The sequence below is a fragment of the Ornithinibacillus contaminans genome (assembly GCF_001038425.2).
In the GTDB taxonomy this organism is placed as follows: domain Bacteria; phylum Bacillota; class Bacilli; order Bacillales; family Amphibacillaceae; genus Ornithinibacillus; species Ornithinibacillus contaminans.
In genome coordinates this window covers 1-13877 of record NZ_LDPV02000007.1, presented here as the reverse complement: position 1 = coordinate 13877, position 13877 = coordinate 1, and the positions used below count along the sequence as shown (strand labels likewise).

Here is a 13877-nt window from a genome sequence, read left to right as displayed (position 1 = left end):
GAGGAAGGGCAGCGGTGAGACCCCGGAAGAGCATGGCTCTGAGGAGGCTCACCCGCCCCCCGCGGAAAGCGAAGTATATTCCCGGAGCGGGTACGATGCACCAATAATCATTAGTATTTTACTTTGCTTAATAAAATTTTATCCCAGTCTCAACCTCAAAAGCGGGGTTTTTGAAATGCAAAAAATGATAGTTGAGGGCGGTCATGTCTTAAATGGAAAAGTACGCATCAGCGGAGCAAAAAACAGCGCAGTAGCACTCCTGCCAGCTGCCATTTTAGCTGACTCAGAGGTTACAATAGAAGGACTGCCAGAAATTTCGGATGTCTATACACTTAGTGAATTACTAGAAGAAATAGGTGGAGAAGTGTCATGGGACGGACAAACGATACATATAAATCCGGAAAACATGATCTCCATGCCACTACCGAATGGAAAAGTGAAAAAGCTACGTGCATCCTATTATTTTATGGGAGCAATGCTTGGTAAATTTAAGAAGGCAGTCATCGGATTACCTGGAGGTTGCTTCTTAGGACCACGTCCGATTGACCAGCATATTAAAGGCTTTGAAGCATTAGGAGCAGAAGTAACGAATGAACAGGGTGCCATCTATCTTCGTGCAGAAGAATTAACTGGTGCACGCATCTATTTAGACGTAGTAAGTGTCGGTGCAACGATTAATATCATGCTTGCTGCTGTTCGAGCAAAAGGAAAAACCATTATCGAAAATGCAGCGAAAGAGCCGGAAATTATCGATGTTGCAACCTTACTAACGAATATGGGTGCGAAGATTAAAGGTGTTGGTACAGATGTGATTCGGATTGAGGGAGTACCTTCCCTACACGGATGTAGACATACCATCATACCAGATCGAATCGAAGCAGGTACCTATGCCATCGCTGCCGCTGCCGCTGGTAAAGAAGTAATTATTGATAATGTGATTCCACAGCATTTGGAATCCCTGTTAGCAAAACTACGCGAAATGGGTGTCACCGTAGAAGACTCAGACGATCAACTATACATCGCAGCACCAAAGAACCCATTAAAAAGTGTGGACATTAAAACGTTAGTCTACCCAGGATTTCCAACCGATCTCCAGCAACCTTTTACAAGTCTGTTGACGAAAGCATACAGTACAGGTGTTGTAACCGATACGATATACTCAGCTCGTCTGAAGCATATTGATGAGCTAAGGAGAATGAATGCCATCGTAAAGGTTGAGGGTGGATCAGTCATTGTGACTGGCCCTGTTCAGCTTGAAGGAGCACGCGTTAAGGCGAGTGACCTTCGTGCAGGAGCAGCACTAGTCATCGCGGGTCTAATGGCCAATGGCATCACGGAAATCACGGGATTAGAACATATTGACCGAGGCTATGAGAACATGACAGAAAAACTAAATAGCCTTGGGGCAAATGTATGGCGTGAAGATATGACAGAGGAAGAGGTTCTGCAATTCCAGAATTCTTAAAATTCCTCTATTCCATCGATAGTCCGTTCTACTTTTAATAAATAAGCTTTTTGGGATGAGGTTATTTCATTAAGGGAGATGGATTACATGGAAAGAAGTTTAACAATGGAAATCGTACGCGTAACAGAGGCTGCAGCACTTGCATCAGCCCGCTGGATGGGAAGAGGCAAGAAGGAAGAAGCAGATGATGCTGCAACCACTGCCATGCGTGACGTATTTGATACCATTCCAATGCAAGGAACCGTTGTAATTGGGGAAGGCGAAATGGACGAGGCACCAATGCTTTATATTGGAGAAAAGCTAGGCACCGGTGCAGGCCCACTAGTCGATATTGCCGTTGACCCGTTAGAAGGGACAAACATTGTCGCTCGAGGAACGGCCAATGCCCTTGCAGTTATTGCAATCGGCGACCATAACCAAGTTCTTCATGCACCAGATATGTATATGAAAAAAATCGCGGTTGGACCTGAAGCAGTTGGCAAAATTGATATCAACGCTCCAACCATCGATAATTTAAAAGCAGTAGCCAAGGCAAAGAACAAAGACATCGAAGACCTAGTTGTCATCATCATGGATCGCCCTCGCCACTATGAGGTAATGGACGAGATCCGTGCAGCAGGTGCCCGCATTAAATTAATTCAGGACGGGGATGTTGCTGCAGCCATCAATACCGCATTTGATGATACAGGTGTTGATTTGTTCATGGGAATCGGTGGCGCACCTGAGGGTGTTATCGCAGCCATCGCACTGAAATGCCTAGGCGGGGAAATGCAAGGACAATTAGTACCACAAAATGACGAAGAAATCGAACGCTGCCGTAAAATGGGAATCGCGGATATCAATCAAGTGTTTTATATGGATGATTTCTGCGGTGGCGATGATGCCATTTTTGCCGCAACAGGTGTAACAGATGGTGAGTTACTAAAAGGTGTTCAGTTCAAAGGTTCAAAAGCAAAAACACAAACCGTAGTTATGCGTGCCAAGAGTGGAACAGTTCGCTTCATTGACGGCGAACACAGCCTAAAGAAAAAGCCAAATTTAGTGATTAAACCTGAGTAAGAAATCTTATAAAAAAGTTGGATGACATAGTCATAAAGCATACTTTACACTGGCTATGTTATCCAGCTCCTCTATTCTAAAAAATGTCTTCAAAAAAAAGTATTGAATAATCCTATTAAAACGGTTAACATTGTAAATGTTTAAGATAAGTGTTGTTTGGTTACGATACAGTTAATAGCAATTATGAAATGCACAAACGACTCGTAAATAAAAGAGTACGCATAAAAACTTCTATTCTAGCTTCTAACAATTCTTCCCTTCCAAGCGAAATGTTTTTCACATCAGGAAGTAAGATTTCATTCAAAACTAAACAGAAAAATCCTTATCAACTACAACTTGTCAAAACAACCAGTTAGATACGAGCGATATGTAAAAGCATTTTTTTATTTTTTAAATAAATAAAATTATAATAGTTGAGGTAGTAAATTGAGATAACAATCTCGCAGTTTAACTAGATATAAGTAATTTTTACATAGCCACTAATGTATCTATCAAAATAGTAAATATATGTTTAAGGAATAGGCGTGATGAAAATGGCTGAGTTAACACTAAGCAAACTAGAGGAATTAACATTAAAAGAAATCTATGCGCTTGCAAAAGAATACAAAGTATCCTACTATGCGAAGCTAACAAAGAAAGAATTAATTTTTGCGATATTAAAAGCGCAGGCAGAAAAAGACGGCTTCTTATTCATGGATGGCGTCTTGGAAATCATCCCTTCAGAAGGGTTTGGTTTCTTGCGTCCAATTAATTACTCACCTAGTGCGGAGGATATCTATATTTCTGCATCGCAAATTCGTCGTTTTGATTTGCGTAATGGGGATAAAGTATCCGGAAAAGTACGACCTCCAAAAGAAAATGAGCGCTATTATGGATTATTGCATGTGGATGCGGTCAATGGTGAGGATCCAGATTCATCGAAGGATCGAGTGCATTTCCCGGCATTAACAGCCTTATACCCAGACCGTTTAATGCAGCTTGAAACAAAATCGAATAAGCTATCCACCAGAATTATGGATTTAATGGCGCCAGTTGGTTTTGGGCAGCGTGGTCTAATTGTTGCACCACCAAAAGCTGGTAAAACAATGCTACTGAAGGAAATTGCCAACAGCATTTCCGAGAATCATCCAGAAGCAAAGCTTATTATTTTACTAGTAGATGAGCGTCCAGAGGAAGTAACCGATATCGAGCGTTCCGTTCATCCAGATGTTGATGTCGTAAGCTCTACCTTTGATGAGGTTCCAGAAAATCATATTAAAGTGTCGGAATTAGTGTTAGAACGAGCGATGCGTTTAGTAGAGCATAAGCGAGATGTTATCGTATTAATGGATAGTATCACACGTCTAGCACGTGCCTACAACCTAGTCATTCCACCAAGTGGACGTACATTATCTGGTGGTATTGATCCAGGTGCGTTCCACCGTCCGAAGCGTTTCTTCGGTGCTGCGCGTAATATCGAAGAAGGCGGAAGCTTCACGATTTTAGCGACTGCGCTTGTGGATACAGGCTCTCGTATGGATGACGTTATCTACGAGGAATTCAAAGGTACCGGTAATATGGAATTGCATCTAGACCGTAACCTAGCAAACCGCAGAATTTTCCCTGCGATTGATTTATTACGCTCTGGAACACGTAAAGAAGAGCTACTCGTTGAGAAAAGTCAGTTAGATAAAATGTGGGCAATCCGTAAAACGATGCAGGATTCTCCGGATTTCTTAGAACGCTTCTTACGCAAATTAAAAGCGTCTGAATCCAATGATGAATTCATTCAAAAAATTGAAGAAGAAATGAAGCGTAAACGCACAACACGATAGGGCATCACTATTTCTTCAATAATTTAATGTAAAAAGTAACTTGCAAACAAGCGCACACACTGTTATAATTTTTTAGTGAGTTTAGAAAAGGTATTTTACCTATACGGCTCTTAAAACAACTCTGTTTCCAAAGGATTCAGGGCAGAAGGAGTGAAAGACATGAAAGAAGGAATTCATCCAGAATACAGAAAAGTTGTATTTCTAGATACAAGCTCTGACTTCAAATTCTTAAGCGGATCAACTAAGAGTTCTGACGAAACAATCGAGTGGGAAGATGGTAACACATACCCATTACTTCGTGTGGAGATCAGCTCTGAATCACATCCTTTCTACACTGGTAAGCAAAAAGCTGACACTGTTGGTGGACGTGTAGATCGCTTCAAGAAGAAATATAATATGAAATAAAACCGGCATTGATTGCATATGTAATCGATTAGCCAACTGATACAAATAGGATGAGGTAACTCAAGCCGATAGGAAACAGGTAAATTGTCTAAAACTTTGCCTGTTTTTTATTTAGCGTATAACTTGTTTTTCTAGCCAATTTGAGGCGTGAAAACGAAATTTTACTTGTGATTTCCAATTTTTTATTACTGAACTTATATCATTTTTTTGTTAATGTAGAACATAGAAGAACGAAGGGAGATCCCGATACATGTATGTTATGAACCAAAGCGGCTGGGTAGAAGTTATCTGTGGCAGTATGTTCTCAGGTAAATCGGAGGAACTTATTCGTAGAGTACGAAGAGCAACCTATGCAAATCAATCCATCCAAGTATTCAAACCAGCAATTGATAATCGCTATGACGATGAGTCCGTCGTTTCCCATAATGGCAATGCAGTAGTTGCTCGTCCGGTAGATTCCTCTGCGGCTATTCTTGAAAATGTCGCGGATAACGTAGAGATTGTTGGAATCGATGAGGCACAATTCTTTGATGAGGATATTGTTTATGTAGCAGAACAGCTTGCTGACAGAGGCATTCGCGTCATCGCAGCCGGACTGGATTTAGACTTCCGAGGCGAACCATTTGGCCCAATGCCGGAATTAATGGCCCTAGCCGAATCCGTTACCAAACTAAATGCGATCTGCCCAATCTGCGGATCTCCCGCAAGCCGTACCCAACGGCTAATTAACGGACAACCAGCATCATATGATGATCCAATCATCCTAGTCGGCGCATCCGAATCATACGAACCAAGATGCCGCCACCATCACGATGTCCCAAACCGCCCAACAAACGCAACCATGCGCAAGTTGATGAATGTTGAGTGAAAAGCACCCTTAGGGGGTGCTTTTTTTGTTGGGCGGGAGGGGGTGCGCGATGCGGGAGGCGGGGTGGAATGCCGAACAAGAGTTGATTCATGCCGAAGATTTCTAATTTATCCCGAACATGGCACAAGAAATCCCGAACATAGCACAAGAAATCCCGAACGAGCAGCAATATCCCGAACACTAATCAATATTTCCCGAACTTGGCAGGAGAAAACCCGAACTACTCCGTATTTGTCCCGAACATTACACTTCTGATCCCAAACGCAAAAACAATCTAGATATTTTTTTCCAAATAAAAAGGAGAAAGAGTTGTACTTGTTGAATTTAATTAAGGAAAGAAAAAATAGAGAGGTAGTGATGCATATTGATTTTGAAAGAACGTGGTGAATCGCTTGAACTGCTCCAGTTAGAAGCACTACATAGCCGAATACCATCCAATCATAGGAAAAAAGAAGCAATTCAAACAGATTTGATAAAGCTAAAGAGAGGTATAAAGGGTGAAAAGGAAATAGATTATCCATTAACCTTCTTGGATGAGAGCTATTCAATTCTCCATAATGTAAGAATCTCAGATGATAATGGTTATTTTCAACTAGACACGCTTATCATTACAACTTACTATATCCTTATTTTAGAGGTGAAAAATTGGTATGGAACCATTGTGTTTGGCCAAAATGGACAAGTAACCCGTATCGATGATGATTCCCGTGAAGAAGGTTTCCCCAATCCTGTTCCTCAAGTAAAACTACAACGATTTCGACTGCAAAGGTGGTTGTTAAAACACAACTATCAAAACATCCCGATTAAATTTTTAGTGGTAATTAGTTCCCCTAGTACAATTATAAAGTCATTATCTCCAAACCATACCATTCCAGGAGAAGTCGTCCATAATAATGACCTATTTTTTCAAATTAGAGAAATTGAAAAGACAGCCGCCATAAATAAAAGAGATACTAATCGATTATGCAAGCATTTGGTTTCCGTTCACACGCCTTCGTCTATAAATCTATTGGATAAGTACGAGTTAACAAAAGACGATCTGATTAAGGGAGTAATATGCGAGCGTTGTTCAGACTTACCGATGATTCGTCAGCGAAAGCGGTGGTGGTGCCCGAATTGTGGACATGAATCACTCCATGCCCATGTGAAAACGTTGCATGACTATCGAGTATTGTTTGGCAGTATCATTTCTAATCGGGAAGCACGTGCGTTTTTACATGTGGATTCACCCTATGTTGTTAAACACTTACTGCAAAAAGAAAAATATAAATATGTGGGTAACACTAGTTCACGTAAGTACTTTTTAGAATAGAGCTAGAACTGTCCCAAACGCAGCGAAATCCTGAAACCTATGCGAGAAATCCCGAACTTAGCCAAACTTATCCCGAACATTTCATTAGGAATCCCGAACCTCATACGATATCCCGAAAGAAATTTTATGTTTGCCGAACATTACACGAGATTACCCGAAATCCACTGAACAAATCCCGAAACCCGATCATCAAATCCCGAACGCAAACCGTTTGCTTCAGCCTATAAACCCAAAAGAACTTTGACCTTACCCTTTCTCTATACTATAATTATAATGTTAATCGACAGAGAGGTGACCGTGATGATAGATCGTTTGCAAACATTGGAAGATCGTTATAATAAATTGAATGAGTTATTAAGTGATCCGGAAGTTATTAGTGATACCAACAAATTGCGTGAGTATTCCAAGGAACAGTCTGGGCTTGAGGATGTTGTGCAGGCTTACCGTGAATATAAAGATGTAACGGAACAGTTAAAAGATGCGAAAGAGATGCTAGAGGATGACTTGGATGGCGAAATGCAAGCTATGGTTAAGTCTGAAATTGCCGAGCTATCGGAATCAAAAGAAGAGCTGGAAGAGCGCATGAAAATTCTTCTTTTACCGAAGGACCCGAACGATGATAAGGATGTTTTTGTTGAGATTCGCGGTGCTGCTGGTGGTGATGAAGCGGCGTTATTCGCTGGCGATCTGTATCGTATGTACTCCCGTTATGTGGAGAGCCAAGGCTGGAAAACCGAAGTGATGGAGGCAAATACGACTGGTGTGGGTGGTTATAAAGAAATCATTTTCCTAGTAAAAGGAAATGGGGCTTACTCTAAGCTGAAGTATGAAAATGGTGCCCACCGTGTGCAACGTGTACCAGAAACAGAATCAGGTGGCCGAATTCATACGTCAACTGCAACAGTTGCCGTACTTCCAGAGGCAGAAGAGGTTGAAGTGGAAATCCATGAAAAAGATATTCGTACCGATACATTTGCTTCCAGTGGACCTGGTGGACAAAGTGTTAACACGACCATGTCTGCGGTGCGTCTAACTCACTTGCCGACAGGAATCGTGGTATCCATGCAGGATGAAAAGTCGCAAATCAAGAATAAAGAAAAAGCGATGAAAATTCTTCGTGCGCGTGTATACGATAAGTTCCAACAAGAAGCACAGGCTGAATATGATGAAACCCGTAAATCTGCCGTTGGAACTGGTGACCGTTCGGAGCGGATTCGTACGTATAACTTCCCGCAAAACCGTGTAACCGATCACCGCATCGGACTAACCATTCAGAAGCTTGACCAGATTTTAGAAGGTAAGCTAAATGAAGTAATTGATGCTTTGGTGATGGAAGAACAAGCGAAAAAACTAGAGCAAATTGGTGAATAACATGGGTCAAAAACAATATGAAGTCCTCCAGTGGGCTTCTCTTTTTTTAGAAAAAAACAATCGCGAAACACGTGTTGCAGAGCTTCTACTTCAATATCATCTCGGAGTATCTCGAACACAATTCTACGTGCAAATGCGTGATGAAATTCCAGCTACAATCGTGGAAAATTTTCAAAGCGACATTAAAAAACATGTGGAAACTGGTGTGCCAATTCAGCACCTAATGGGATACGAAATGTTTTATGGAAGAAAATTTCAAGTGAATCCACATGTTTTAATACCCCGACCGGAAACAGAGGAACTTGTTTTGCATGTGGTAAATCATGTGGAAAAAGCAAATCCGATTACCATTGTGGATATTGGAACAGGTAGTGGAATCATCGCGATTACACTAGCACTAGAACTTCCAAATGCATCAGTATATGCGATTGATATTTCTCCAGAGGCACTGGCCACTGCCAAGGAGAACGCGGAAAATCTCAATGCAGATGTGACGTTTTTACAAGGTGATTTTCTGGAGCCATTTCTCGAATCAAATTTGAAAGCGGATATCGTGGTATCAAATCCACCGTACATTTCATATGCAGAAAAAACAGAGCTATCCGATACAGTGATAGATCATGATCCAGCGCTCGCCTTGTTTGCAGAGGATGATGGGCTTGCTGCCTATAAGCGAATTATTGGACAGTTGCCCAGTACGATAAATCCTGGTGCACAGCTAGCATTTGAAATTGGCCACCAACAAGGGGAGGCAGTAAGCAATATAATAAAGGAAAATTTTCCTAGTAGCACGGTGAATGTTGTGAAGGATATTAATGGAAAAGACCGGATTGTTTCTGCGATGAACCTATCGTAACTAGTGAACTGAAGAAGTGTATTGTGTGACACCCTAAGCTAATTTACTGGGGTGTTTTTTCACATACACTGTATTTTCGAGTAGCTTTCCGTTAAATTGTACGAAACAAAGTTTTATTCAGTGGGGAATGAAATGAGGGGAAACGATGAAGTTAATGCGTTGCTTTACGATATGTAGTTGTTTCATTTTTCTCGTTGGCTGTAATAAATATGATAATGAAGACATAGCTGCCATAGTAAGAGGTCAGGAAATTACTGTTGGCGATATTCGGTTTATGAATGGAGCATCCGATGAGAAATTACCGGAGCTGGTTGCGGGGATTGTGAAGCAAGAGTTAATTATCCAAGAAGCAAAGGAAATGGGACTAGACGTAACGGAGGAAATCGAGGAAATGCTTTTTGGTATGGGGGAACTTCCACCTGAAAATACAGATTCAAAGTCGGTCAAGAATACATGGGAATTTGCGCTATCACAAGCAAAAAACTAGAGATGGAACCAGAGGAATATTATAAAGAGTATGCCAAATTAAACGCCGAAATAAGTGCATATATAAATGCTTATGTTGAAGCAAAATTTGGGGATCCAAACAACGAGCGGGATAATGAAGAATATATGGAAAAAGTAAATAATGAGCTGGATAATTTAGTGCAACAATATCAAAATGAAATTGAAATTTTTATCAAACCAGAAGCGGATAACTAAGGATCGGCTGTAAAAGGTAAACACCAGAAAAAATACTAGATTACTAGTTTAAAATAATCACCTCCTGTCCATACTGTGAGTAAATCAGGAACGGGGGCAGGATACGATGAAGAAATTAGGAATTATATTATTTATTTTGGTAATGGTCGCACTTTCTTTGCCGATTAAGGGGTTGGGAACGGAGACGAATCAGATGGATGATTACGAGGTGATTCCAGATGATGCGATTCGTTTACGGATTTTAGCAAATAGTGATAATGAGGCCGATCAGGAAATAAAACGAGTTGTTCGTGATAATGTGAATGCTGCCATTACGGAATGGGTCGCTGAAATTACCGATATTAATGAGGCGAGAAAGCTATTAGAAAGTAAAGTTCCGGAGATAAAGGAAATCGTCCATCAAACCTTACAAGAAGCGGGAGAAAATCGTGATGTTGACGTGGAGTATAATGACTCGGTAAGTTTCCCAACAAAAATATATGGGTCCTATTTGTATCCTGCAGGTGACTATGAAGCAATTTTAATTACAATTGGTGAAGGAGAAGGTGCAAATTGGTGGTGTGTTCTCTTCCCGCCGCTTTGTTTCTTGGATTTTGCAAACGGAATTAGTGTCGCTGAAGCAAGTTCGGGAGGCTTTGAAGACGATCCAGAAGCTGAAGGAAATGGACTCGAGATAAAATTCTTTCTACTGGAATGGTTAGGTTTGTCATAGTTTCCACAGTCGTGCATAAAATGATAGAAAAGAGAGATTCTAGAGAAGTATTCTATCAAGTATGAATAGAGGTGGGGAAAATGAAGCTAACCATTGCAAGCGAAGCATCGGAAAATAAAATCGATGAATTTCTGAGAACGACCAATCAGGTGGACAAGGACTCCCTATTAAAGGAAGGCTATGTCGTCGAAATTGACGAGCAAATCAAGGGCTGTTTTGTACTATCTAACGTTGAAGGCCGGGTATATTGGCTGAAGCAGCTTTACATTGCAAAAGAATCGGCGCAGATTTTACCGGTATTGCTAGAAACCATTATCGTTCTAGCGAAAGGGAAAGAAGCAAAGAAAATTTATGTACACAGTCATCAACCAGTTGTGGATATTTTATTGAATGCGCTACAATTCCATCGTCAAAAAGATGCACTAGAACTGCGCAATGTTGCACGTAAAGAAGGCAATTGGTGGGCATATGATGTTTCTTGATGACTTATCCACAGGCAAGCGAAATTAATTGTGAACAACCTGTGGGAAAAATGTGCATAACATGATTTGTTGTGGATAACCTGTGAATAACATCTGTAAAATTACGAATACTTACGAAAATCTGTGGGCAATCCTGCAGATTTTTTTCTTTTCAACAGATAACGAAATCTTTTGCGTAACAGATTACTATCGGATAAAATGAGGAAAGAAAAGAGGGACATTTTAATGATAGAAACAAAACGATGGAATCTAACGGAGAACGGATCAATCAATTTATCCATGTTACGTGAAGCGGCGGATGCGCTAGTGGCAGGGGAAACAATCGCTTTTCCAACCGAAACGGTTTATGGCCTCGGTGCAGACGCAACGAATGAGGCGGCTGTTTCGAAAATATTCCAAGCAAAAGGTCGTCCACAGGATAATCCACTGATTGCACATGTCGCAACCAAGGAACAGCTACTCCGACTAGTAGAAAATGTTCCGGCATATGTGGATAAGTTAATCGATACCTTTTCCCCTGGACCAATTACATATGTACTAAAGAGTAATGGGAGCTGTGCACCGAATGTAACTGCCGGGCAATCGACTGTGGGAGTTCGAATTCCGAGTCATCCGATTGCGATCGCTCTTCTAAAGGCATGTAATATTCCAATCGCCGCACCAAGCGCGAACCTATCGGGAAAACCTAGCCCAACAACGGCCGACCATGTTTGGGAGGATCTGCACGGTAAAATTGCCGGGCTTATCGACGGGGGCGCAACTGGCGTGGGTGTGGAATCAACCGTAATTGATTGTACACAAGCCACCCCAGTCATCCTTCGACCAGGCGGGATTACCCGTGAAGAGCTTGAGGATGTCGTCGGAAACGTAACGGTAGACCCAGCACTTGAACATGCTGATCCAGCATTAAAACCAAAAGCCCCTGGCATGAAATATACACACTATGCCCCTGAAGCCCCGATGTGGTTAGTAGCGGGCGGAAATGAGAAGCTTCAAGCTCTAATCGATGAGTTAGTTGATAACGGAAAAAGCGTTGCTGTCCTCGCCAATCGAGATTCGCTAGAAAAGCTAACTGTTGATCATAAGTTTTCATTAGGCGAAACCCTTGAGGATACAGCAGCTAATCTCTATGACGGACTTCGTTACTATAAAAAGGCGGATGTTGATATTATCCTATGCGAAACCTATCCTGAAATCGGAATCGGACAAGCTATCATGAATCGCCTACGAAAAGCAGCCAGTAAGTATATAGAAGAATAATATGGAGAGGTGACTTGAATCGAAGTTGCCTCTTTTTGTATTGGGTTGCTGAGTAGTGGAGTGTTACTAGATACATCACCTCAATCCCATAGCCCAGAATCACGCCAAAAACCAATCCACTCCCACCAACCAACAATCATAAACCCCTACACCTGAGCATATAGTTTAAAAGCATGTCCAAGGAGGGTGGTTCATGTCGCAGGCAATTGGTGAATTTATTTCAACCTTCGCTATGGCGATCGCAATTGGAATGGATGCTTTTTCTGTAAGCCTTGGGATTGGGATGCGGAGGATTCGGCTGAAGCGGATAGCGATAATTGGGGTAGTAATTGGATTTTTTCATATGGTCATGCCCTTCATTGGAATGATGATTGGCAGGATGCTCTCGGCGCAAATTGGTGAATGGACAACATTAGCTGGTGGGTTATTATTGTTCGGAATTGGGGCGCACATGCTGTTTTCTGCTTTTCATAATGAAGAGGGAAAAATGGTTCAGACAACTGGCTGGGGGTTAATCTTATTTGCATTCAGTGTCAGCTTGGACAGCCTATCTGTTGGTTTGAGCTTAGGGTTATCTGGTGTGAGAACAGCGCTGACGCTACTCTTGTTTGGATTAGCTAGTATGGTGTTAACATGGGCAGGAATGCTACTCGGGAGAAAGGTACACGGAGTGATTGGTGCCTTTGGTGAAATCTTAGGTGGAAGCATACTAAGTGGGTTTGGCCTATACATTATCTTTTGAAAAAAAGACCATTTCCTAATTGCTAAGGAAATGGTCTTAATCATGTGCAGTTCAACTTACTAATCGTGCAGTTCTTAAGAAATGATGGGTTTGTCAAATAAAGTGTGTAAGTCCTAAAAAATATACTCAAATATATTTGAGAACCCTATCCTTTAATCGGTCATCCATTAATAACTGGTTCATGGCTAAAGACCAGTTTTGAATATGACCACCTTCCCATTTGTTTTCCAACTCTTTCACACGTAAATATAGAACTTTAAGCAGAGCGTTCTCATTTGGGAATGCTCCTTTTTTCGTTACTTTTCTGAAGCTGGAGTGGATACTTTCGACTGCATTCGTTGTGTACATAATTTTACGAACTGCGCTGCCGAAGTCATATAGTTGTTCCACATGCTCAAAGTTACGTTCCCAGACATCGATAGCTCCTGGATACGCAGACCATTGTTGTTTAAAGGATTCAAACGCACTTTGACATGCCGTTAGGCTTTGAGCACCATAAACCTTTCGCAACGAGGCAGTAAAGGCTTTATAGTCCTTACTTGGAACGTACTTAATGGCATTACGAATTAAGTGCACAATGCATCGTTGGACAATGACATTAGGGAATATGGAGCGAGCTCCTTCCTCCAGTCCTGACACGCCATCCATGGAAATAAAGAAGATATCTTCGACTCCTCTTGCTTTCATTTCATCAAAGATTTGCATCCATTTGTGCTTGCTTTCTGTTTCATTTAACCACAGACCAAGAATGTCTTTATTGCCCTCTATGGTATAGCCTAAAATGGTGTAAACAGCGTACTTTTTTGTCTCGTATTGATTGCGAATGGTT

The 13877-nt window shown here is 41.4% G+C and carries 15 protein-coding genes; 14 read left to right on the top strand and 1 reads right to left on the bottom strand.

The window, feature by feature from the left end; all coding sequences use genetic code 11:
* The first annotated feature begins 175 nt into the window (after positions 1 to 175).
* The 14 genes from JF53_RS00510 to JF53_RS00445 all read left to right on the top strand — a co-directional run bounded on the left by JF53_RS00510 (position 176) and on the right by JF53_RS00445 (position 13048).
* The gene (locus JF53_RS00510) at positions 176 to 1465 is read left to right on the top strand and encodes a UDP-N-acetylglucosamine 1-carboxyvinyltransferase (RefSeq protein WP_047980899.1); all 1290 of its coding nucleotides are present in this window, start codon (positions 176 to 178) and stop codon (positions 1463 to 1465) included.
* A gap of 87 nt (positions 1466 to 1552) precedes the next feature.
* On the top strand, positions 1553 to 2524 hold the full coding sequence (gene glpX, locus JF53_RS00505; RefSeq protein ID WP_047980898.1) for a class II fructose-bisphosphatase: 972 nt from the start codon (positions 1553 to 1555) through the stop codon (positions 2522 to 2524).
* 533 nt (positions 2525 to 3057) lie between these two features.
* Positions 3058 to 4338: a transcription termination factor Rho gene (gene rho, locus JF53_RS00500; protein ID WP_047980941.1), complete on the top strand. Its 1281-nt coding sequence runs from the start codon at positions 3058 to 3060 to the stop codon at positions 4336 to 4338.
* Between the two features lie 159 nt (positions 4339 to 4497).
* The gene (locus tag JF53_RS00495; protein ID WP_010099468.1) at positions 4498 to 4743 is read left to right on the top strand and encodes a type B 50S ribosomal protein L31; all 246 of its coding nucleotides are present in this window, start codon (positions 4498 to 4500) and stop codon (positions 4741 to 4743) included.
* A 250-nt stretch (positions 4744 to 4993) separates the two neighbouring features.
* A complete protein-coding gene (locus tag JF53_RS00490) occupies positions 4994 to 5611 on the top strand; it encodes a thymidine kinase (protein ID WP_047980897.1) in 618 nt (205 codons plus the stop codon).
* A 364-nt stretch (positions 5612 to 5975) separates the two neighbouring features.
* Complete coding sequence (locus tag JF53_RS00485) at positions 5976 to 6923, top strand: nuclease-related domain-containing protein (protein ID WP_047980896.1); 948 nt, start codon at positions 5976 to 5978, stop codon at positions 6921 to 6923.
* Between the two features lie 300 nt (positions 6924 to 7223).
* Positions 7224 to 8294, top strand: coding sequence for a peptide chain release factor 1 (prfA, locus tag JF53_RS00480; protein WP_047980895.1), 1071 nt, complete (start codon positions 7224 to 7226; stop codon positions 8292 to 8294).
* A gap of 1 nt (position 8295) precedes the next feature.
* Positions 8296 to 9150: a peptide chain release factor N(5)-glutamine methyltransferase gene (prmC, locus tag JF53_RS00475; protein WP_047980894.1), complete on the top strand. Its 855-nt coding sequence runs from the start codon at positions 8296 to 8298 to the stop codon at positions 9148 to 9150.
* A gap of 145 nt (positions 9151 to 9295) precedes the next feature.
* A complete protein-coding gene (locus tag JF53_RS00470; RefSeq protein WP_047980893.1) occupies positions 9296 to 9637 on the top strand; it encodes a SurA N-terminal domain-containing protein in 342 nt (113 codons plus the stop codon).
* Positions 9638 to 9639: 2 nt separating this feature from the next.
* On the top strand, positions 9640 to 9852 hold the full coding sequence (locus JF53_RS00465) for a hypothetical protein (RefSeq protein ID WP_047980892.1): 213 nt from the start codon (positions 9640 to 9642) through the stop codon (positions 9850 to 9852).
* 106 nt (positions 9853 to 9958) lie between these two features.
* The gene (gene spoIIR / locus JF53_RS00460; RefSeq protein ID WP_047980891.1) at positions 9959 to 10564 is read left to right on the top strand and encodes a stage II sporulation protein R; all 606 of its coding nucleotides are present in this window, start codon (positions 9959 to 9961) and stop codon (positions 10562 to 10564) included.
* A gap of 80 nt (positions 10565 to 10644) precedes the next feature.
* Positions 10645 to 11046: a GNAT family N-acetyltransferase gene (locus JF53_RS00455; RefSeq protein WP_047980890.1), complete on the top strand. Its 402-nt coding sequence runs from the start codon at positions 10645 to 10647 to the stop codon at positions 11044 to 11046.
* A gap of 225 nt (positions 11047 to 11271) precedes the next feature.
* Positions 11272 to 12306, top strand: coding sequence for an L-threonylcarbamoyladenylate synthase (locus tag JF53_RS00450; RefSeq protein WP_047980889.1), 1035 nt, complete (start codon positions 11272 to 11274; stop codon positions 12304 to 12306).
* Positions 12307 to 12499: 193 nt separating this feature from the next.
* Complete coding sequence (locus tag JF53_RS00445; RefSeq protein WP_047980888.1) at positions 12500 to 13048, top strand: manganese efflux pump MntP; 549 nt, start codon at positions 12500 to 12502, stop codon at positions 13046 to 13048.
* A gap of 126 nt (positions 13049 to 13174) precedes the next feature.
* Here the strand turns inward: JF53_RS00445 and JF53_RS00440 are convergent.
* The coding region (locus tag JF53_RS00440) for an IS256 family transposase (protein WP_157052436.1) at positions 13175 to 13877 on the bottom strand (703 nt) is incomplete at its 5' end.